Below are 21,183 nucleotides of genomic sequence, written 5' to 3' on the forward strand. Positions count from 1 at the left end.
ATAATAAACATTGTTAAGCCGATATGAGATGCAATGCAAGGGAGAGGGGACCGTTGCTGGCAGAGCTGTTGGCCCTGTTTACCACCGCTTTTATGGTTGGGCTTTCCGGGGCGTTGATGCCCGGGCCGCTGCTTACCCTAACTATTGAAGAAAGCGCGCGCCGGGGAGCCGTTGCCGGTCCCCTTCTCGTCCTGGGCCACGGTTTGATGGAATTGCTCATGCTTTTTCTGCTTCTTTTTGGTCTGGGCGGCTTTCTGGCCCATCCGGCGGTGAGCAGGATCATCGCCTTCCTGGGAGGCGGTGTTCTCCTCTGGATGGGCGCGGGCATGTTGCGCAGCGCCCGGAGCGGCCGTCTGCAATTGGAACTCCAGGAAGATGGGAACGGTCCGAAGCTATCGCCGCGTCCGGTGTTCCAGACGGTGGCGGCAGGCGGTATAATCAGCCTGGCCAATCCCTACTGGCTTCTCTGGTGGGCGACCATAGGCGCCGCCTTTGTCGCCCAGGCGGCCCGCCTGGGAGCCGCCGGGATAGCCTTCTTTTTTGGGGGTCATATAATTTCCGATCTGGGATGGTACTCCCTTATTGCCTGCGGCGTGGCCGCCGGCAGGCGCCTTTTAGGCCGGCAGACCTACCACCATTTAATCATGATCTGCGGATTGTTCCTTATGGTTTTAGGCATTCTTTTTATAGGGGCCGGTTACCGCGGACCCGTCGGTTTGTAAACGCTGAGGGGGTGATTTTAAAATATGGAAGTATACGACCGCGCCCATGAGCTGGCCCGGGCCTTAAGCCGCAGCGAAGAGTACGGCGATTATCGCCTGGCTAGGGCCAAGCTGGAAAGCAGTGCGGCCAACCTCGAGATGTTACGTGACTTTCGCCGGCGACGGCTGGAACTGGAGATGGCCCTGTTAAGGGGTCAAGAGCCGGACCCGTCCTTACGGCAGGCCCTGGAGGAAAGTTACCGCATCATCAGCCTCAACCCCACCATAACCGCTTATCTCGCTGCCGAAGAGCGGCTGGCCCGTCTGCTGGCCGATATCCAGAAAATACTATTTGACGCCATACCCGAATGGGGCAAAGATATGGTTGATAATGTTGACAATGAAAAGGACGCAAATCTATAATATAATAATTAATAATAGTTATCAATAAGTGGTGAAGGCCGATGGAAGCGCCGGGCAAGCGCATGACCAGACAGAAGAAACTAATCCTCGACATCTTACGCAGCACCAAAACCCATCCAACCGCCGACTGGATTTACGCCGAGGCACGTAAAGTCCTGCCCGATATAAGCCTGGGTACCGTCTATCGCAATCTGGGGGTCTTAAAGGAAGCTGGCGAGATAATGGAACTCAATTACGGCAGCACCTACAGCCGTTTTGACGGCAACCCCGAAAATCATTACCATTTTGTCTGTCTGGAGTGCGGCCGGGTGACCGATGTAGATATGCCCGTCCACCGGGAGTTGGAGAAGGAGGCGGAAGAAAGCGGCTGCGGCAAGGTCAGCTACCATCGCCTTGAGTTTTACGGAGTTTGTCCGGAGTGCCGGCGGCAGAAAGGGGAATGATGGGACCGGGCGGGGAAGCCCGGTTTTTTGTTGTTAAAGGATTTACACTTTTCACCGAGAATTTAAATAAAAATACCAATTTTAAGCGCGAGGTGGGCGGCAGTGGCGGTTGAAGGCATCAGGGTCGAAGGGGAAACGGTGGAAGAAGCCGTTCGGAAGGCGGCAGAACTCCTGGGTATCCTGCCCGGGGAGGTTGCGGTGGAAGTCATTGATGCCGGCAGCCGGGGTATTTTGGGCTTCGGCCGCCGCAGGGCGGTTATTTTAGTCCGTCCCATGTTGGTAGATGGCTCGCCGTCGGAAGGGGGAGAGACGAACGGCGAAGGAACGCCGGTCATATTCGAAGATGCCGACGGCAGAGGAGAAGATATAGAGCAACCCGCCCACGCCTGGATAGAGGGCGGACGCCTTTACATAAAGGGAAATGAGCCGCCGGCCACTATCATTTGCGGCGCGCATTTCGACTTGTATATTAACGGTAAGCGCGCCGAGGGAGAAGTTGCGGCACGCGAAGGCGATATCTTAACCATTACTCCCCGGGAGGAAGAAAGGACGGGCGAATGGCATTTGTCCGTAGCCAACGACGGTTTGACGGCAACGGTGACGGTTAAGCCCGGTTACAGGCGAACCTGGCGATTGCGGGATCAACTTCCTTCCGCCCGCCTGGAATTGATTGGTGAGCCGGAGGACATACCCGTACCGGCCGTCTCCCGGGAAGAGCTGCTGACAGAGCTTGAGCGCCTGCGGGTGGTATACGGTATTGACGAAGAAGGGGTGCACCGGGTCTGCACAGCGACGGAGGAAATGCAGATAGTTGTTGCCCGGGGGCAGCCGCCCCTGCCGCCGGAAGACGGCAGGGTAGAATTTCTTTTTAATCCCAATGAAACGGTAAGAAGGGAAGTTGATGATGAGGAACGGGTGGACTACCGGGAACTGGTGGTGCGGGCCTCCGTTTCCCCCGGCGATCTCCTGGCTGTAAAGGTGCCGCCACGGCCGGGCCGCCCGGGGGTCGACGTCTACGGGAAAGAAGTCCCTCCTCCCGAACCTAAAGACGTCGAGTTGTTGAGCGGCAGGGGAACAGAAGTCGTCGAAGGTCTTCGCTGTATAGCCAAGGCCGAGGGCCGCCCCCAGTTTACCCAGCGCAAAGGGAAGGTTATCATTGATATCGTTTCGGTTCTGGTCCACCGCGGGGACGTCGACCTCGCCTCCGGTAACTTGAAGTTTAAGGGCTCAATCGACATAACGGGCAATGTTTGTGAAACCATGACGGTGATCGCCAGCCAGGACATCAACATCGGGGGCGACGTCACCCAGGCCAAAGTAAAGGCCGGAGGTTCGATTGTGATTAATCGCAGTTGTATAGGTTCCGTCATCACCGCCGGCGGCGTAAACAGCATTTACCAAAGCGCGGAACCGCTTTTAAGCGAACTGGCCGAGCAGCTTTCCCGCCTGGAAAGAGCCGCCGCTCAGGTGGAAGCGGAAGCGAAGGATAAGGGCCGCTTTCTGGCCATGAACACAGGTTACTTAATAGCCGTGTTGGTGGAAAATAAATTTAAAAAGCTCCCGTCTTTGACGGCCAGGCTGGCGGAACTAACCCGCCACGTCGAAGGGGAAGGAGAGGAACGTGAGCTGGTGCAACTTTGTATTGAGCTCTCCCGTTTTTTCGGCAGCCCTGCCGCCATGCAGAGCCTCGACCGGGATAAACTAGCCCGGCTGGTTGCCGCCGTGAAGGAGATGGCCGCCTATTGCCGGCAGATACCTCGAGATGGGGGCAATGTAACTTTAAACTACGCCCTCAATAGTCAAATCAGGGCCTCCGGCTGGGTTAAGGTTAGCGGCCGCGGCTGTTTCAATACGGAGATCACCGCCGGTGACAGGGTGGAGGTGCAGGGCGTTTTCCGGGGTGGCAGCATTTACGCCGGGGGCAACGTGTTTATTAAAGAAATGGGTTCCAGCGGCGGCGCCAAAACTTTAGTACGGGTGGCCGAAGGCCGGTTAATCAAGGCCGCCAAGGTCTGGCCGAACTGCACCCTGCAGATCGGTAAGCGCCAGCGCTTGATTGATAACGATGCGGAAAAGGTTATGGCCTACCTTAACGATGAAGGCGATATGATCCTGGGTGTGTTTTAGCGATAGGGGGAAATGTGATGCCTGAAAGCTGGGAGTTTTTACGTCAGGTGCCCGTATTTGCCGATTTGAGCCCGGAAGAGCTACAGCATATTGCCTCTTTAGCCTTGGTGCGGCGCTACCGCAAAAACATGTATATATTTATGCAGGGCGAACCCGGGGACGCCATTTACTTCGTCAAAAAGGGGGCCATCAAATTATTTCAGGTCCTCGAGGACGGCCGCGAAAAAATCCTGCACTTCGTTCGGGAAGGGGAAATCTTTGCCGAAGTTCTCCTTTTTGAGGGCGGGCCTTATCCGGCCACGGCTGAAACCCTGGAAGACAGCGAAGTGGGGATCATCCGTAATGCCGATATGGAAAGGCTCCTCAGCCGTCATGGGGAAATGGCCGTAAAGATAATCAAAGTTATGAGCCGGCGCCTGCGCCGGGCCCAGGAACACATCCGGGATCTGGCATTGAAAGGGGCCTACGGCCGCCTGGCCAGCACCCTGCTCCAGCTGGCCAAGGATTACGGGACGCCCCGGGCGGACGGGGTCACCATCGAGCTTAACTTAAGCCAGCAGGAACTCGCGAGCCTTATAGGCACTTCCCGGGAAACGGTGGCCCGCATTTTAAGCGATTTTAAACGCCTTGGGGCGGTTGGCGTAGAACGCCAGCGTATTACCATCCTGTCGCCCCAGAAGCTAAAGAACTGGGACTGAGCCGCCGGGGCCGGATTATATGCCTTCCGGCAGGTAAATTATGCTGTTGGTACCGCAGCCCTTGCGAAAAATGCCTAAGGTAATATAAAATAATATTCAGAAGCTGTAGTTTAAGGAGGGTTAAACAGGATGGATAGCCGGCAATCAACACCGGGCAGGCCGGAGGCCAACCAGGATTGGGTAGAGCGCCTGCAATGGCTCGGGATCAAAGTAGAAAAACCAGGGGATGAAAGGGACAAAGATACTCCCGGCATATAGAAAAGGGAATGTTGATAATACCCTGCAGGACCTTTTAGATGAAGACCTGCAGGTTTTTTACTTCTGTACCCTTTCGACGGCGATATGCTATCATGGAGGGTAAGGGGTGATGGTGATATGGAACGACGGCGCATTCTCGTGGCCGACGATGAAGGGGGCCTGCGCCAGCTGGTGCGCTTATACTTAGAAAAGGAAGGCATGGAAGTCGACGAAGCGGCGACAGGACGTCAGGTATTGGCGCGACTGGAGGGTGCTAAGTACGACCTCCTCATCCTGGATTTGATGATGCCCGACGGCGACGGCTGGAGTGTCTGCCGCGAGGTACGCCGGAAATCGGAGCTGCCGATTATTATGCTCACCGCTCGAGGTGAAGAAACGGACCGTTTGCTGGGCTTCGATCTGGGAGCCGATGATTATGTAGTTAAGCCCTTCAGCCCCAGAGAGCTGGTGGCCCGGGTAAAGGCCCTCCTGCGCCGGACCGGAGCTGGCCAGGCAGAGGACGGAGAGCTCCGCTTTCCCGGCCTGAGTATCAATATACCCGGCCGCGAGGTTAAGGTCGAAGGGCGGCCGGTAACCAATCTGACGCCCAAGGAGTTCGATCTCCTCCTTTTTCTCGCCCGGCACCCGGGCCAGGTCATGAGCCGGGAAAGGATCCTGGAAAAGGTGTGGGGTTATGATTTTTATGGTGACCTGCGCACCGTCGATACCCATATCAAAAATCTGAGAGAGAAGCTCGGGCGGGAACGGGGGTTCATTACAACAGTTTGGGGCGTCGGCTATAAATTTGAGGTGCAGAAATGATCAAGAAAAGTATTACCCTCAAACTGTGGCTTCTCCTCATTTCAACTGTGGCGGCCAGCCTGCTGGCCGTGGGCTTTTCCTTCCATCAACTGCTGGGCAGTCATTATTCCCGGCAGCAGGTGGAGGATATGCTGGCTGCGGCCAGGGCCATGGCCCAGAGCCTGGCAGGGGCGGAAGGCGGTAGCCTTTATAACCAGGCGGAAATCCTCGGCAAGGTGGCCGGTACCGGAGTAATCATCATTGACCGCAACGGGTTGGTGCTCTCCTGCACCGGCGACGGCGGCAGCATGGGCATGGGCATGCACATGGGCATGAGGATGGGACGCGGCTGGAATCGCCCTTCCCCTGAAAACGGAACCTGGCCGGTGGCCGGTATGCGTTTGAACGGTGATGAAGTCAGGGAAGTTCTGGCCGGGAACACGGTGGTCAAGCGGGGATATCAGGAGATCTTTAACAGCAGTATGCTCCTCGTCGCGGTACCCATCCAGGACGAAAGGGGTGTGGCGGGAGCGGTCATCCTCTTTGCTCCCGAGGCTTCCCTGGGGGCGGCCATGGCGGCCGTGGATCACCTGATCCTCTATTCCGGTGCCGGGGTGGTGCTCCTGGCCACTCTGGTGGCCTTTTATGCCGCCCGGCGGGTCACCCATTCCCTGCGGCAGATGAGCAGTGCGGCCCGCAGGATGGCCCAGGGCGATTTCAGCGGTCGCGTGCCGGTGAAAGCGGAGGACGAGCTGGGACAGCTGGCGGCAAGCCTTAATTTTTTAGCGGAAGAATTGGCAAGAACCATGGCCGCCCTGTCTCGGGAAAAGGAAAAGCTCGACCGGGTGGTCAAGGGGATGACCGACGGCGTGCTGGCCTTTAGCCTAAATGGACAGGTTCTTTTTGCCAATCCCCAGGCGGAGAAGCTCCTGGGAATGCCCCTGCCCCAGGGGATGATGCTACCGGCGGAACTGTTTAAATTTCTGCGGACTGCCCTGGACGACGACGCCGGGGGCGAACTTAAATTCAGGGACCGCGTTTTTGCCGTGCGGGCGGCACCCCTGCAGGAGGATGGGGACGGGCAGGCGGCGGTGGCCATTATTCAAGATATCACTGAAACCAAAAAACTGGAACAATTCCGGCAGGAATTTCTGGCCGGCGTATCCCATGATCTGCGCACGCCCCTCACCTTTATCCAGGGTTATGCCGAGGCCCTGGCGGACGGACTGGCCGCCGGGGAAAAGGAGCGGCAGGAATATATCAATATAATACTGGCCGAAGCCGTACGGCTGCGGCGCCTGGTAGACGATTTGCTGGAGTTGAACAAGATGGCCGCCGGCCAGCTGCCCCTGGAGATGGCCGTCATAGATGTGAAGGAACTCCTCGCCGGGGTAGTCCGCAAATTCCGGCCTTTACTCGCCGAACAAGGGCTGGAACTTGAGTTGGAGATGCCGCCGTCTTTGCCGACGGTTCGGGCCGATGCCGGGCGATTGGAACAGGTTATGACCAACCTTTTGGACAATGCCCGCAATCATACGCCGCCCGGTGGCAGGATCAAGGTGACGGCCGGGCAGGTCGATAAGGATATTAAAGTCAGCGTGATTGATACGGGCAGCGGTATTCCCGCGGAAGATTTACCTTATATCTGGGAACGCTTTTATAAAGTAGACAAGTCCCGTTCCCGCCGGGACGGGGGCAGCGGTTTGGGCCTGGCCATAGTCAAAAGCCTGGTGGAGGCCCACGGCGGCCGGGTAGAGGTAGAAAGCCAGCTGGGTAAAGGGAGCACCTTCAGCTTTTATTTGCCCTCGTCCCTGTAAACGATTTTACTTTATTGACAGCGAAAAAAAATAAAAGTAAAATACAATAAGGACCAGATAAACTGAGGCCAGTCGGGGGTGAAGGACATGCCTACCTATGATTTCCGCTGCCAGGAATGTGGCGAACGTTTTACCGTAAAGATGTCCTGGCAGGAAAAGGATAAAGCCACCTGCCCGGCGTGCGGCAGCCAGAAGCTGCAGCAGCTCTTTACCGGGATCACCATCCTGGGAGGCAGCAGCGGCGGTGGTTGTGCGGCGCCGTCGGGAAGCCGTTTCAGTTGAGGCGGTTAAGGATAGAGGGCCGGTGGCCCTTATTTTATTTTTATTTGACACCCTGCCCTTTGTTAAGTTATGATAGGCGGGGGAGTGAAATAAGATGGGCATGATGTCTTCCCTGCGCCGGTTGGGGAAAAAGCGGCCGGTTTTAGGGATTTTGTTTGTAGTTGTCTTGAGTATAGGGTTGATAGGTAGCTATGCCATTTTCGCTTCGCCGCGGGGAGCGTCTACGGTACCGTCTGCCCAGGATGCGGCATCCGGCTCCGACCAGCAGGCCGAAGATCTGCAGAAGGCCGCCCAGGAACAAATCAACCAGCTGCAGGCGCAAATAAACAATTTGCAGCGGGAACTGCAGTCCCGGCCTGACGATAAAGACCTCCTCCTGCAGCTGGGCGATACTCAATACAGCCTGGGCACCATGTATTTATTTACCGGCGGCGATCCGGCCAAGGCCGGCGAAAGCTTCAAGGCAGCAGTAAGCAACTATCAGCAGGTGGTGAAACTAAATCCCCAGGAAAAGGGGATCTACCTGCGCCTGGCCGGAGCGGCCCTGTATGCTGGGGACGATAAGCTTGCGGAAGAAAACTTTCAGGCCGCCATCAAGGCCGATCCCACCGATAATAATGCCCGCCTGAGTTACGGCATGTACCTGGCTTCCATAAAGGGTGACTTCCAGGGGGCCGTAAATCAGTGGCAGGAAATTTTAAAAAACAACCCGGACAAAGAACTGGCCGATCAGGTACAGGAAATGATCAAGCAGGCCGAAGCGGCCCGGCAACAGCAGCAGGCAGGTGCAGGAGCAAGCGATCAGCCTCCAAACCAGGCCCAGCAGTCGCAGCAGTAAACGGCGTTCCATAAAAGGCAAAGGACCAGCCGGCGAGCTGGTCTTTTGTTTACCTATTTGGCCAGGGAAGGCCGCGGTAAGGTAAAGTTGCCGGTACGAATTCTCTCCAGGAAATGATAAAAGCGCTTGCGAATATTTAAATTTAAAGCCCAGAGGATGGGAGCGTGTTTTTTGACCAGTCCCAGGCGGCGGGAAATGGAGCCCAGGGAGTAAAATTCCTGCCAGGCCCAGTTAAAGCCTTCCTGGAGGGTCCTGGCGCTCATGTTTTTGGGCTCAAAGACGACCTTGCTGATGGTATACTCACGCCAGTCGTTGCAGGTAATGCGCCCTTCCCGCTCCATCGTTTCCCTTAAAGGCGTTCCCGGGAAGGGGGTGAGGATGCCGAACTGGGCCGCTTCCAGGCGGTTTTCCTGGGCAAACTTGACGGTCTGTTCAAAAACGCTTTCATCGTCTTCGTCAAGGCCGAAAACAAAGGCGCCTTCAATGGCAATGCCGTGGTCGTGGATCCTTTTGATGGCCTCCCGGTATTCCTCCACCCGGTTGACGGCTTTGCCCACGGCCTTTAAATTACCGGGGGAAAGGGATTCAAAGCCGATGAAAAGGCCGATGCAGCCGCTGGCCGCAGCTAACCGCAGCAGATCTTCATCCCTTGCGATGTTTAAAGATCCCTGGCTGAACCATTTAATTTTCCGCGGCAGGCGGGCCAATTCGGTGAAGAGACGGCGGGCGTAACCTGGATGGCCGACGATGTTATCGTCGATAAAGGCGATGACCTCGCCTTCCAACTCCGCAACTTCCTGGATTACATCCTCCACCGGCCGGAAACGGAAGCTTTTACCGAAGAAGCGGCTGACGGTGCAGAAGGAGCAGGCAAAGGGGCAACCCCTGGTCGTTTGGACCGTATCGGGAACCAGATAGCGGTCGCGGTTTAAAAGGTCCCGCCGCGGGTGCACCATATGTTCTAAGGAAGGGCGTTCTTCCGGACGGTAAACGGGCTTTAGTTTCCCATCTTCTAAATCGCTTAGAAGCTGCTGCCACAACCCTTCAGCTTCGCCGACGACCACGGCGTCGGCGTGGGCGGAGGCTTCTTCCGGCAGGGCGGATGGGTGCATGCCGCCCAGGACCACCGTAGTACCCTTAGCCCGGAAGGCATCGGCTATTTCATAGGCCCGGGGAGCCAGGGCAGTCATGGCCGAAATGCCGACAAGATCGTACTTTGCATTATAATCAATATCGGTTAAACTTTCATCAAGGATAGTTACCTCATGCCGGGGCGGCGTCAGGGCCGCCAGGGTGATTAAGTTAAGGGGCGGGAAAATCGATTTCTCCTTTTCGCTTTCCCACAGGGGATCATGCCAGGCCGGAGCGATTAAAGCGATTTTCATTTTTAAACCTCCAATAAAAAGCATTTTAGCAATAATATGGCCCGCAATTTCAAGTATCATGTATACTTTCGCCAATACAATGACGAAATCCTGCAAAAATGGAAAGGAAGGGTAAAGTTGTGCCTTTTGGGTATAGATCTGGGCGGTACGACGATTAAAGCCGGACTTGTTGACTTGGAAGGACAATTATTGGTCAAGGCCCAGGTGCCGACGGGGGCCGGGGACGGGGCGGCGGCAGTTTTGGGGCGCATCGGCGCCCTTACCGACGAACTTTGCCGCCGTTTAGGTATCACCAGAAAAGATTTAAAAGGGATCGGCATCGGTGTGCCCGGTTCGGTGGAAGGGGAAAAAGGGCTGGTTCGCCTGGCACCCAACCTTTTCTGGCGCGATTTTCCCCTAGGGGAAGAGCTATCCGCCAGGCTGGGCTTACCGGTGGCCGTCGACAACGATGCCCATGTGGCCGCCCTGGGAGAGATGTGGCGGGGAGCGGGGCGCGGTTTGCAATCCCTGCTGATGATTACCGTTGGTACGGGCATCGGCTCGGCCCTGATTATTAACGGCTACGTCTGGCGCGGTTTCTTCGGCTACGGCGCCGAGATGGGGCACGTAAAAATGCTGCCGGACGGTCCTCTCTGCCATTGCGGCGGCAGGGGGTGTCTGGAAACCCTGGCTTCGGCAACGGCCATGGTGCGCCGGTTCCGTGAATACCTGGCCGCCGGTCGGATTTCACGACTTCAGGACGCGCCCGGGCTGGGTGCCCGGGAAATATTGGCAGCGGCAGCCGGCGGAGATGAACTCTGCCTTCAGGTGGTGGATGAGGCTGCCTCTTTCCTGGGCAGGGCCCTGGCCAATGCCGCCCTCATTGTCGGGCCGGAAGCTGTTATTATCGGCGGCGGACCGGTGCAGGCCGGTGAAGTTTTTTTGGCACCCGTACGCAGCTACCTGACGGAAGCCCTGGGCGCCTGGCAAATTAGACCACTGCCGGTTGTGGCGGCCGGCTTGAGAAATGATGCCGGCATAATCGGTGCCGCCCGTCTGGCTCTGCAATTAACGTGAAGAAAAAATATTTAAAGCGGGAGGAATTTGACATTGAATGTAGAATTAATACCATAACAATGGTAAGACCACAGACGTCGGATGGAATAGGTGATAAAAAATGATTGGGCAGGCTAAAAGTTGGGGTCGAATGACCGTAGAAGATAATGGAACGACGAGGAGGAAGGAATTGAACCTTATATAATGAATATGTTGTATAAGGCCTCAAGAATGCATTCACATACACAATTTAACATATAAAATAAAATGAAAGGAGGGGGTATAAAAGTTATAAATTAAAATGTTAATCATATTTTACCAAATATTAACTAAAAGGGGAGGAATGGGCATGTTTAAGAAATCCCGTCGCCTGTTGGCGGGGATGGTCCTGCTGACGGCAGGAATCCTATTTATGGTAACCGGGTGCGGCAAGTCGCAGACCCAGAAAACTGCCGACAAGTATCCGGAAAAACCGATTACCTATCTTATAACCTTCGATCCCGGCGGCCAGTCGGACCGGGAGGCGCGGCGGCAGCAACCTTTACTGGAGAAGATCCTGGGGCAAAAAATAATAATTGATTACAAAGTCGGCGGCGGCGGCGCCGTAGGCTGGAGCGAACTGGCCCGCTCGAAACCCGACGGCTATACTATTGCCGGCTTCAACCTGCCCCACATAATCCTGCAGCCCATGCAGCAGGAAACGGGTTACAAGACCGAACAGATCGTGCCGGTGGCCCTTTTCCAATCGACACCCCTGGGACTGGCGGTTTTGAAGGACAGCCCCTATAAGACCCTGGAGGACTTCCTCAATGCAGCGAAACAAAAGCCAGGTGAAATCTCCATCGGTGGTTCCGGTACCTTCTCCGGCCATCAAATGGCCACCCTGCGCTTGGAAAAGATGACGGGAACCAAATTTAAGTACGTACCCTTTACGGGTTCTGCCCCCCAGATGACGGCTTTCCTGGGCGGCCATGTTGATGCTGTTTTTGCCAACTCCGATGATCTGGTAAAGCAGAAAGATAAAATTCGCGTTCTGGCCTTTGCCAGCAATGAGCGTTTTGAAGCGTTTTCAGATGCCCCTACCTTTAAAGAAAAGGGTATCGACCTGGTGGAAACCATTGACCGGGGCGTTGCCGTACCGCCCGGAACACCGGATAACGTGATTAAAAAGTTAGAAGCCGCCTTCCTGGAAATTGCCAAGAATCCGGATATTCAGGCCCAAATGAAGAAAGAAGGCTTTGTGCCCATAGCCATGGGCCACGACGAGTGTAAGGCCTATATTGAAAAAATGACCGGTATTTATAAAGAAATTGTTGCCGGATTAAAAACTAACTGAAAAGCCGGGTGATCGTTTATGCGGACGCTACGGACGGCTGATATGGTTAGCGGCGTCCTGCTGGCAGCCATGGGCCTCTTGTCCGTTTTAGCTTCATTAAAAATCAAAGGGGTTACGGGGGAACATTTACACCCCCGTACCCTTCCTTATCTTTTAAGTTTGGTCGTTTTAATTACGGGCATTATCCTCTTTTTCAACGCCTGGCGGTACCGGGGCGAAGAGAGGATCGTTGACTGGCCGGACCGGGAAGGATGGAAGCGGATTGCCGTTTCCCTGATTGGCATAATAGTCTACATGCTTTTAATCGAGCCCCTGGGCTTTACGTTAAGCAGTTTTTTGTTCCTGTTTTTTTTAATCTGGTATCTGGGCCGGTATAATGTTCTGTTGATAATCCTTTTGGCCCTCGCCACTTCTGTAGTAATTTATTTCTTGTTTATCCAATTTCTTGGATTAACCTTCCCGGTGGGCCCCCTGGGCTGGTAGGAGGCGAAGACGGTGAGTTTTTCCTGGAGTTATTTACTAAACGGTTTTTCCCAGGCTTTTACGCCCATGAATATCCTTTATGCCTTCCTGGGCAGCATAGTCGGTACCCTAGTGGGCGTTCTTCCGGGTATCGGCCCTACTTCGGCCATTGCCATCCTTTTGCCTTTAACGACGATTTTACCCCCCATTCCGGCCATCATCATGATGGCAGCCATTTATTATGGAGCCATGTACGGCGGCTCGACGACGGCCATTGTAGTCAACATCCCCGGAGAGGCTTCGTCAGTACCGACGGCCATGGACGGTTACCAGCTGGCGCGGCAGGGCCGCGGCGGTCCGGCACTGGGTATAGCGGCTATATCATCATTTGTGGCCGGGACCTTAAGCCTGGTGGGCCTGACCTTCTTTGCCCCGCTGCTGGCCAATGTAGCCCTGGCCTTCGGTCCGCCGGAGTATTTTGCCTTAATGTTCATGGCCTTGAGTTTAGTAATCAGCCTTTCGGGCAAGGCCCTCTTAAAAGGCCTTATTGCCACGGCCCTGGGCCTTCTGGTAGCTATGATCGGCCTGGATCCCTTGACGGGTGAGGCCCGTTTGACCTTCGGTTCGGTTTCCCTGATGGCGGGTATTAACTTTATCAGCGTCATCATCGGCCTTTTTGCCATAGGGGAAGTACTGGTCAATATCGAGCGGGCGGTGGCGGCAATTTATGAAAACAAAATTCGTGACTGGCTCCCGACCCTCGAAGACTTGAAACACAGCTGGGGGGCCATGTGGCGTTCTTCGATAATCGGCTTTTTCCTGGGGCTTTTACCGGGTTGCAGCCCGGCGGTAACCACTTTTATCGCCTATGATGCCGAAAAGAAGATTTCCAAGCGCTCCCATCTTTTCGGCCATGGCGCCATTGAAGGGGTGGCGGCGGCCGAGGGTGCAAATAACGCTACCTGCAGCGGCGGTTTTGTGCCTTTATTTTCCTTCGGCATTCCTTCCGGGCCGGCCCTGGCCGTCCTCCTGGGTGGGTTCATGATGTACGGTCTCCAGCCCGGTCCCATGCTCTTTAAGGAAAATCCGGATTTAGTGTGGACGGTCATTGCTAGTATGTATTTGGGTAATCTAATACTGCTCATTTTAAATCTCCCTCTGGTGGGACTCTGGGCGCGAATAGCTCTAATACCTTTCCCCATATTAGGTCCCATGATCATTTTGTTCTCGGTCATCGGCGCCTACAGCGTCCGTTTCCTGATGTTCGACGTATGGGTGGCCCTGCTTTTTGGAATTCTTGGCTATTTGATGCGTAAATTGGGCTTCCCCTTGGCGCCCATGGTCTTGGCTACCGTCCTGGCCCAGATGCTGGAGACTTCCTTAAAGCAGTCCCTGGTGCTTTCTAGCGGTTCGCCTTTGATTTTCTTTACGCGGCCCATTGCGGCGGCCTTTATGTTCCTGGCTATAATCATGATTGTATGGGGATTGTGGCTGCAGTTCAGCGGCCGGAGCGCCCAGCTGGCGGCCGATGAAAGTGATTAACCCGGGAGGGAGCCAGCAAAAACGTTAACCATCAGGGAAGCCTTAACTGGGGCTTCCCTGATTATTAGGCGGCTTGCAGCGCAAAGGAGGCTTTAAATTGGCTAAAGTGAAAGTTCCTTACGGGGAAGGGTACCAGGTCGGCGAACTGCCGCCGGGGTTGAAAGTGTACGAAATAGCCCCCCGGAACGTAGCCGGGGTAAATGATGCCGTCGCTGAAATACGCCGGGCTCTGGAAAACCCCATCGGCAACAGGGGAATAGAAGAACTGCGCGGGGCAAAAAAAGTAGTCATCGTCGTCAGCGACTTGACACGACCGGTACCCAACGCCGTGATTTTGCCGGTGCTGTTGGAAAAACTGAATGCCATAGGCATCAAGGATGAGCAGGTCACCGTTCTGGTTGGAGCCGGGCTGCACCGCCCGGCACCGCCGGAAGAATTTCCCCTAATCGTCGGTCCTGAAGTTGCGGCCCGGGTCAGGGTCATAAGCCATGACGCTCATGCCCCGGGTGTTTTACAGCCCGTCGGTGTTTCCTCCCGGGGAACGCCCATCTGGATCAACAAACACTACCTGGAGGCCGACGGCCGCATCCTCGTAGGGATGATTGATCCCCACCAGATCGTTGGCTACAGTGCCGGGGCCAAATCCCTGGTCATCGGCTGCGGCGGTGAGGCTACCATTCGCGCCAACCATGCCCACCTGGTGGAACCGGAGGCCGTTCTTGGGCGGGTAGAGGGCAACCCTGCCCGGGAGGATATTGATGAAATCGGCGGTCTGGTAGGTATCAACTTGATCGTTAACGTCATCCTGAACAATCGCAAAGAAATTGTTCGCGCTGTGGCCGGCCATTATCTGGAAGCCCACCGGGCCGGAGTGGCTGTGGCCCGAGAAGTATGCGAGGTTCCTGTTCCCGAAGTCGTTGATCTGGCCATTGTCTCCCCGGGCGGTTTTCCCAAGGACATCAACCTCTATCAAGCCCAGAAGGGACTTTATCACGCCACGCCGGTAGTAAAAGAGGGCGGGATCATCATCCTCTGCGCCGAATGCCGGGAAGGTGCGGGGGAAGAGCGCTTTGTCGCCGGGATGAAAGCCGGCGATACGCCCGAGGCGGTAATGGCCTCCTTCTGCAGCCGGGAGTTCGCCATGGGGTACCATAAAGCCTTTCTCTGGTGTCGTTCCCTGGTCCGCGCCAGGGTAATCCTGGTCGGCAGCGGGGTGGACGAGGAACTAGCGCAGGTAATGATGGTCCGCAAGGCGCCGGACCTCCAGGCGGCAATCGTTCTGGCGCTACAGGAGCTACCGCATGCCGGGGCGGTTGCTATTTTGCCCAAGGCCAATTCGACGATACCGGTATTGGTACGCAAATCTTAAGTGTGGCAGGGGGTGAGGAGCGATCCGGATATACCTGAACGGCAAGGAACTTCAAGTTGAACGGGGTACAACGGTGGCCGCCCTGCTCCAAAAGGAAGGGTTTCAGAACCCTGCCGCCACGGTGGCAGTTAACGACAGGGTGCTGCCGCGCCGGGAATGGCATTATCGCCTGGGCGAAGGCGACCGGGTAGAAATTATAATCCTCATGGATGGGGGTTAAAGAAGGAAAAGGTGCGCCGGCGGCGAATTAAGTCCAGGTATCTTTTTAGCGGTAAAGGAGAATCGCCATGCTTTTACCAGGGAACTTTGCGGCCGCCGGCATCGGCAGCCTGCCTTATCAGGAACCCGAGCCGGCCCTGGAACTCATTTTTAAGTATATGCCCCTTATACCCCACTGGCCCCAGTTGCCCCGGCGGGGCCATCAGGAGCACTTTGTTTACCAGAGCCTTTATCCCCTGGTCCGCCTGGGGTTAATAGATGATCGGCCGGGTGCAATGCCCGTCTTTACCGATGACGCCCCCGATTGGGCAGACAAACTTACGGCCTTTTACAGCCTTTACCTGGAAGCCGAGGCGGGCAGCGAGGAAGCCCTGGCTACCTTTGCTATTCCCCGGGAAGCTGGCTGCGGTTTTTATGCATTGATAGAATACCTCGAAGAAAAGGGTACCGGCAAAGCCCGCTATCTCAAAGGCCAGGTGGCGGGGCCGGTGAGCGCCGGCCTTTATTTGGGCAGCAGCTCCGGACGTAGCGCCTTTTACGACCCCCAGCTTAAGGACCTCATCGTGAAGACTACGGCCATGCAAGCCTGCTGGCAGGCCCGGGAACTGGGGCGTTTCGGGCTGCCGGTGCTGGTATTCGTCGATGATCCGGCCCTGGCCGCTTACGGTACCTCGACCCACGTGTCCCTGCAAAGAGAGGAACTGGTAGAAGCCCTGGCCGGGGTGGTAGCGGGCATCAGGGCAGGAGGCGGCTTCCCCGGCGCCCATTCTTGCAGCGGCGTAGAATGGCCCATCTTTTTCGAGGCCGGCTACCGGATTTTAAGCTTTGACGCCTACAGCTACTTTACCTCCCTTCAGGTTTTCGCCCCTCAGGTGGACGAATTTCTGGAAGATGGCGGCGTGCTGGCCTGGGGAATTGTACCCACCTCGGAGCAAGCCTGGCAGGAAACGCCGGCCGGCCTCGCCGCCAGGCTGAAAGATGCCGTTGAAGAGCTCGTTTTACGGGGTGTGGATAGAGGGCGCCTTTACCGCCAAGCCCTGGTGACACCCGCCTGTGGCACCGGCGTGCTCGATGTGCCCCTGGGTGAGCATATTTATAAATTGACGGCCGAGCTGGCGGAGCTTATGGGCCGGGAAACGGAACCTTCAGGCGAATAAGGGAGCAGAAAGGCAAATGATACAAGAAGGGGACGAAAAAACGTTCTATAACCTTAAAACCCTCAGTTTTAGAGGGTTTTTCTTTTTTAATGGCAGGAATTTTTATCCTAGCGGCGAATAATTATGTTGTGGTGTAAAGTGGTGTAATGTGGCGTGAAGTGGTAGGAAAGTGGGATGCCGCCCGTGTTCATGGGGGAGTTCCAGCACACCATCGATGATAAGGGAAGGCTGATTATCCCGGCGCGCTTCCGGGAGGGCCTGGGCGATAAATTTGTAATCACCAAGGGTCTGGACAACTGCCTTTTCGTCTATCCCATGAGCGGCTGGGCGGAAATGGAACAGAAACTGCGCAGCCTGCCCTTTACGCGGTCCGATGCCCGTGCCTTTGTCCGCTTTTTCTTTTCCGGGGCTACGGAATGTGAGCTTGACCGCCAGGGGAGAATACTGCTGCCGGCCAATTTAAGGGAATACGCCCGTCTGGAAAGGGAAGTGGTCATTGTGGGCGTGGCCTCGCGGGTGGAAATCTGGAGCCGGGCCCTGTGGGAGCAGTACTGCCAGGAAACGGCGGCCCAGTACGAGGCCCTGGCCGAAAAAATCGTCGACTTTGACATTTAGGGGTGGCTGCTTTGCCCTACGCTCACCAACCGGTGCTGTTGGCGGAAGTCGTCAGGTACCTTGAGCCGCAGCCCGGGGAGATTTTTGTCGATGCTACCGTCGGCGGCGGCGGGCACAGCTTCGCCATCGTTCCTCACCTGCTGCCCGGCGGACGTTTGTTAGGGCTGGACCGCGACGCCGAGGCCGTACAGGCGGCAAAGGAGCGGCTGGCGCCCTTCGGCGAGGCGGTAGAAATAATCGAAGGGAATTTTAAAGACCTGGATGTAATTCTGGCTTCCAGGGGTATTGGGGGAGTAGACGGCCTTCTCCTGGATCTGGGGGTGTCTTCCTATCAGCTGGACAACCCCGAACGGGGCTTCAGCTATCAGCACGAAGCCCCCCTGGATATGCGTATGGGGCGAAATGGAGATTTGACGGCGGCGACGCTGGTGAACACCTGGCCGGAAGAACGCCTGGCCCAAATCATCTGGGAGTACGGCGAAGAGCGCTGGGCCAGGCGGATAGCCGCATGCATCGTCGCCGCCCGGCAAAGGGAACCCATCACCACTACCACCCGTCTGGTTGAGATTATAAAAGCTGCAATTCCGGCCAGGGCGAGGAGGTCCGGACATCATCCCGCCAAACGGACCTTCCAAGCCCTCCGGATTGCCATAAACGGGGAATTGGACGCCTTAAAGACAGTTATGGCAAAACTGGAACAGATTTTAAATCCAGGCGGCCGGGTAGGGGTCATATCTTTCCATTCACTGGAAGACAGGATAGTAAAAAACGCCTTCCAGCTTTTGAGCGGCCGCTGTACCTGCCCGCCGGATTTGCCTGTCTGCATTTGCGGCCGGAGGCGGGTTCTAGAGCCAATTACACATAAACCGGTGACTCCATCTACAGCGGAAATTGCCGCCAACCCCAGGGCCCGGAGCGCCAGGCTCCGTGTGGCCCGGAGGGTTCTAAAGGAAAAGGATGGTGAATAAGCTATGTTAGCAGCACCGGCGCAGGAACTGGCCTATAAGTTAGACGCGGTTCATAGACCGGCGGCAGGGGAGAGGAGACCCCGGCCGCGTGCGAAAGGGAAGCCCGGGCATAAAATTTTATTATTGGGCCTGGTACTGCTGGCAGTCGGCCTCGCCTTTGCGAAAACCTACCTGGCGGTGCAGGTGATAATCAAGGGATATGAACTGGAGGCCCTGAAAAAAGAAATCGATACTATACAAAAGGAAAATGAACGACTACAATTAGAGGTGGCCCGCTTGAAGGCACCGGAGCGGATAGCTTCCGTGGCAACCACGCGGCTGGGAATGGTGGAACCGCAGGAAGGCCAGCTCTGTTACGTTGCCGGGAAAACCGTGCCGGGGAAGCAGACGCAGGTGGCGACCTCCACACCACCGGAACCGGTGGAGGAAGCCGGGACACCGCCACGGCACTCCTGGCTGGCGGCCTTTTCCCAGGCCCTGCAGAAATGGCTGGAGCCGGCGCAGACGGCCGGGACGAATGGTTAGTACGGCCGCGCTCGGTTTGCCGGGCCTCTCCGGACGGGCGCCGGCGGGCCACGCCGAGGGGCGAAGGGCATGGAGACAAATATCAATATCCGTAAACGCCTGGCATTTGTTTTTTTTCTTTTGGCCATGGGCCTTACAGCGGTTATATTCAGGCTGGCATGGCTGCAGCTAGTTAAAGGAAACGAGTTGCAGCAAAAGGCCCTGGAAAACCGCCTCAATCCCATGCCGGTGACGGCCCAGCGGGGGGTTATTTACGACCGCAACCGGCATGAACTGGCCATCAGCATCGCCACCGACTATATCGGCGCTTTTCCTCCGGAGATAAAGGAGTCGGGCAGGGCCGAGGAGATCGCCGCCAAATTAAGCGCCATCCTGGGAATACCGACCGATAAAATCCTTGAAAAAATAACCCGCAACACCGGTTTTGAATTTATCGAGCGGCAGGTAGAATTTGATAAGGCGCAAAAGATTAAGGATTTAAAGCTGCCGGGAATTGAAGTGGTGCCGGAAAGCCGGCGCTATTATCCCAACGGGATGCTGGCGGCCCATGTACTGGGTTTTGCCGGCATCGACAACCAGGGGCTGGAAGGCTTAGAGGCCATGTATGACAAAGAACTGTCCGGGGAGGACGGTAAAATCGTCCTGGAGTTCGACGCCCTGGGCCACGAAATTCCCCGTGCCACCCACCGCTATATACCTCCCCAGAACGGTCACAGCCTTGTCCTGACCATCGACCAGACCATCCAGTATATAGCCGAGCGCGAGCTAGACAAGATCATGGCCAGCCCTACTAAACCCCGCAAGGCCAATATCGTCGTCATGGACCCGAAAACCGGGGAAATACTGGCCATGGCCAGCCGTCCGGCCTTTGATCCCAACAACTACGGCAAATATCCCAACAGCGTATGGGGCAATCCCCTGGTCAGGGACGCCTATGAACCCGGTTCGGCCTTTAAGATTATTACCGCCGCCGCCGCCCTGGAAGAGGGCGTCGTCAGCCCCACGGATCGCTTTTACGATCCGGGTTATATTAAAGTGGGTCCGGATACCATAAACTGCTGGCTGCCAGGCGGCCACGGCAGCGAATCCTTTGTTGAAGGGGTCAAGAATTCCTGCAATCCCGTCTTCGTCCAGGTGGCCCTGAGGCTGGAAGAAAAGAAAGCCGGACTTTTTTATGATTACATCAAGGCCTTCGGCTTCGGCGCGCCCACTGGTATTGACATAACGGGCGAGGGAACGGGGTTATTGATCCCATTTAACGAATTAAAGCCCATTAACATTGCCACCATCGGCATCGGCCAGGGTATCGCCGTAACCCCCATTCAATTGATTACCGCCGTCGCCGCGGTGGCCAACGGCGGGCAGCTTGTCCGTCCCCATCTGGTTAAAGAAATCCTGGACAATAAAGGGAACGTCGTTAAAAAGTATGAGCCGGAGGTAATCCGCCGGGTCATCTCGCCGGCAACGGCCAAGCGTTTGAGTGAAATGCTGGAAGCGGTCGTCAGCGAAGGGACCGGTCGCAACGCCTATATTCCCGGCTACCGGGTAGGCGGCAAAACGGGTACAGCCCAGAAGGCCGGCCCCGGAGGGTATATGGAAGGGAAATATGTGGCTTCCTTTATCGGTTTCGCCCCTGTTAACGATCCCCGCCTGGTGGCCCTGGTGACCATTGACGAACCCCAGGGGTACCCTTATTACGGCGGTACCGTGGCCGCCCCCATATTCCAGCGGGTGGTGAGCGATGCCCTTCACTACCTCAAAGTACCGCCCCAGTATGACAGCGGGAAAAAAGAAGGGGAGGTATCCCCGGCGCCGGTTACCGTCCCTAATGTCATCGGCAAGGATCTGGCCGCAGCCCGGGTCGAACTGGAAAAGGCGGGCCTGGCGGTACGGGTGGAAGGCGGCAGCGGCGAGGTGATTGCCCAGGTTCCTAAAGGAGGGGCCGTTGTGCCGGCGGGCACCCACGTTATCCTCTATCTTAAGGGCGATCCCGCCAAACCGCTGGTGCCGGACGTTGCCGGTCTGAGGGTCAACGATGCGGCCGCCGTCCTTGAGGCCTACGGCCTCATCCTGGTACCCGACGGTAGCGGTCAAGCGGCCGGCCAGGATCCGCCGGCGGGAACGGCCGTACCCCCCGGGACGAAAGTTAGAGTCAGGTTTATCGAGCCCTCCCTGGAAACCATGGGACCGTAGTTTTTGCCAG

The 21,183-nt window shown here is 56.2% G+C and carries 22 protein-coding genes; 21 read left to right on the forward strand and 1 reads right to left on the reverse strand.

Annotation, left to right across the window (positions count from 1 at the left end):
• Positions 1 to 53: 53 nt before the first annotated feature.
• From MHFGQ_RS04305 to MHFGQ_RS04350, 10 genes are all read left to right on the forward strand, one after another.
• Positions 54 to 722 (forward strand): LysE family transporter, encoded by a 669-nt coding sequence (locus tag MHFGQ_RS04305; RefSeq protein WP_245907883.1) that lies wholly within the window; start codon positions 54 to 56, stop codon positions 720 to 722.
• 24 nt (positions 723 to 746) lie between these two features.
• Positions 747 to 1,124, forward strand: coding sequence for a YlbF family regulator (locus MHFGQ_RS04310; protein WP_106005935.1), 378 nt, complete (start codon positions 747 to 749; stop codon positions 1,122 to 1,124).
• Positions 1,125 to 1,165: 41 nt separating this feature from the next.
• Complete coding sequence (locus MHFGQ_RS04315) at positions 1,166 to 1,567, forward strand: Fur family transcriptional regulator (protein WP_245907882.1); 402 nt, start codon at positions 1,166 to 1,168, stop codon at positions 1,565 to 1,567.
• Positions 1,568 to 1,669: 102 nt separating this feature from the next.
• A complete protein-coding gene (locus MHFGQ_RS04320; RefSeq protein ID WP_106005934.1) occupies positions 1,670 to 3,694 on the forward strand; it encodes a FapA family protein in 2,025 nt (674 codons plus the stop codon).
• 17 nt (positions 3,695 to 3,711) lie between these two features.
• On the forward strand, positions 3,712 to 4,392 hold the full coding sequence (locus MHFGQ_RS04325; RefSeq protein ID WP_106005933.1) for a Crp/Fnr family transcriptional regulator: 681 nt from the start codon (positions 3,712 to 3,714) through the stop codon (positions 4,390 to 4,392).
• Positions 4,393 to 4,521: 129 nt separating this feature from the next.
• Positions 4,522 to 4,650 (forward strand): hypothetical protein, encoded by a 129-nt coding sequence (locus tag MHFGQ_RS04330; RefSeq protein ID WP_277997041.1) that lies wholly within the window; start codon positions 4,522 to 4,524, stop codon positions 4,648 to 4,650.
• A gap of 117 nt (positions 4,651 to 4,767) precedes the next feature.
• A complete protein-coding gene (locus MHFGQ_RS04335) occupies positions 4,768 to 5,451 on the forward strand; it encodes a response regulator transcription factor (protein ID WP_170066342.1) in 684 nt (227 codons plus the stop codon).
• Positions 5,448 to 7,247, forward strand: a complete 1,800-nt coding sequence (locus tag MHFGQ_RS04340) for a HAMP domain-containing sensor histidine kinase (protein ID WP_106005931.1) — start codon at positions 5,448 to 5,450, stop codon at positions 7,245 to 7,247. The genes MHFGQ_RS04335 and MHFGQ_RS04340 overlap by 4 nt, the downstream gene beginning before the upstream one ends.
• Positions 7,248 to 7,334: 87 nt before the next feature.
• Entirely contained in the window at positions 7,335 to 7,529 is a 195-nt protein-coding gene (locus tag MHFGQ_RS04345; protein ID WP_106005930.1) for an FmdB family zinc ribbon protein, read from the forward strand.
• A 94-nt stretch (positions 7,530 to 7,623) separates the two neighbouring features.
• Positions 7,624 to 8,367, forward strand: a complete 744-nt coding sequence (locus MHFGQ_RS04350; RefSeq protein WP_106005929.1) for a tetratricopeptide repeat protein — start codon at positions 7,624 to 7,626, stop codon at positions 8,365 to 8,367.
• 53 nt (positions 8,368 to 8,420) lie between these two features.
• Here MHFGQ_RS04350 and MHFGQ_RS04355 read toward each other — a convergent pair whose 3' ends face one another.
• A complete protein-coding gene (locus MHFGQ_RS04355; protein ID WP_106006028.1) occupies positions 8,421 to 9,752 on the reverse strand; it encodes a B12-binding domain-containing radical SAM protein in 1,332 nt (443 codons plus the stop codon).
• Between the two features lie 117 nt (positions 9,753 to 9,869).
• Here MHFGQ_RS04355 and MHFGQ_RS04360 point away from each other — a divergent pair, with 117 nt between their 5' ends.
• The 11 genes from MHFGQ_RS04360 to MHFGQ_RS04410 all read left to right on the forward strand — a co-directional run bounded on the left by MHFGQ_RS04360 (position 9,870) and on the right by MHFGQ_RS04410 (position 21,173).
• Positions 9,870 to 10,808 carry an ROK family protein gene (locus MHFGQ_RS04360; RefSeq protein ID WP_106005928.1) on the forward strand — a complete coding sequence of 313 codons (939 nt, stop codon included), beginning with the start codon at positions 9,870 to 9,872 and terminating at the stop codon, positions 10,806 to 10,808.
• Between the two features lie 328 nt (positions 10,809 to 11,136).
• Positions 11,137 to 12,123 (forward strand): tripartite tricarboxylate transporter substrate binding protein, encoded by a 987-nt coding sequence (locus MHFGQ_RS04365; RefSeq protein ID WP_170066341.1) that lies wholly within the window; start codon positions 11,137 to 11,139, stop codon positions 12,121 to 12,123.
• Positions 12,124 to 12,141: 18 nt separating this feature from the next.
• Positions 12,142 to 12,606 carry a tripartite tricarboxylate transporter TctB family protein gene (locus tag MHFGQ_RS04370; protein WP_106005927.1) on the forward strand — a complete coding sequence of 155 codons (465 nt, stop codon included), beginning with the start codon at positions 12,142 to 12,144 and terminating at the stop codon, positions 12,604 to 12,606.
• A 66-nt stretch (positions 12,607 to 12,672) separates the two neighbouring features.
• Positions 12,673 to 14,127, forward strand: a complete 1,455-nt coding sequence (locus MHFGQ_RS04375; RefSeq protein ID WP_106006026.1) for a tripartite tricarboxylate transporter permease — start codon at positions 12,673 to 12,675, stop codon at positions 14,125 to 14,127.
• A gap of 106 nt (positions 14,128 to 14,233) precedes the next feature.
• On the forward strand, positions 14,234 to 15,496 hold the full coding sequence (larA, locus tag MHFGQ_RS04380; protein WP_245907888.1) for a nickel-dependent lactate racemase: 1,263 nt from the start codon (positions 14,234 to 14,236) through the stop codon (positions 15,494 to 15,496).
• A gap of 73 nt (positions 15,497 to 15,569) precedes the next feature.
• Positions 15,570 to 15,716: a sulfur carrier protein ThiS gene (gene thiS / locus MHFGQ_RS04385; RefSeq protein ID WP_245907881.1), complete on the forward strand. Its 147-nt coding sequence runs from the start codon at positions 15,570 to 15,572 to the stop codon at positions 15,714 to 15,716.
• A 67-nt stretch (positions 15,717 to 15,783) separates the two neighbouring features.
• Positions 15,784 to 16,872 carry a hypothetical protein gene (locus tag MHFGQ_RS04390; protein WP_106005924.1) on the forward strand — a complete coding sequence of 363 codons (1,089 nt, stop codon included), beginning with the start codon at positions 15,784 to 15,786 and terminating at the stop codon, positions 16,870 to 16,872.
• Positions 16,873 to 17,055: 183 nt separating this feature from the next.
• On the forward strand, positions 17,056 to 17,487 hold the full coding sequence (mraZ, locus tag MHFGQ_RS04395; protein WP_106006025.1) for a division/cell wall cluster transcriptional repressor MraZ: 432 nt from the start codon (positions 17,056 to 17,058) through the stop codon (positions 17,485 to 17,487).
• Between the two features lie 11 nt (positions 17,488 to 17,498).
• Positions 17,499 to 18,455: a 16S rRNA (cytosine(1402)-N(4))-methyltransferase RsmH gene (rsmH, locus tag MHFGQ_RS04400; protein ID WP_106005923.1), complete on the forward strand. Its 957-nt coding sequence runs from the start codon at positions 17,499 to 17,501 to the stop codon at positions 18,453 to 18,455.
• A 3-nt stretch (positions 18,456 to 18,458) separates the two neighbouring features.
• Positions 18,459 to 18,980: a cell division protein FtsL gene (ftsL, locus tag MHFGQ_RS04405; RefSeq protein WP_106005922.1), complete on the forward strand. Its 522-nt coding sequence runs from the start codon at positions 18,459 to 18,461 to the stop codon at positions 18,978 to 18,980.
• Positions 18,981 to 19,049: 69 nt separating this feature from the next.
• Positions 19,050 to 21,173, forward strand: a complete 2,124-nt coding sequence (locus tag MHFGQ_RS04410; RefSeq protein ID WP_106005921.1) for a stage V sporulation protein D — start codon at positions 19,050 to 19,052, stop codon at positions 21,171 to 21,173.
• Positions 21,174 to 21,183: the final 10 nt, after the last annotated feature.

This window comes from Moorella humiferrea, assembly GCF_039233145.1.
GTDB lineage: Bacteria > Bacillota > DSM-521 > Neomoorellales > Neomoorellaceae > Neomoorella > Neomoorella humiferrea.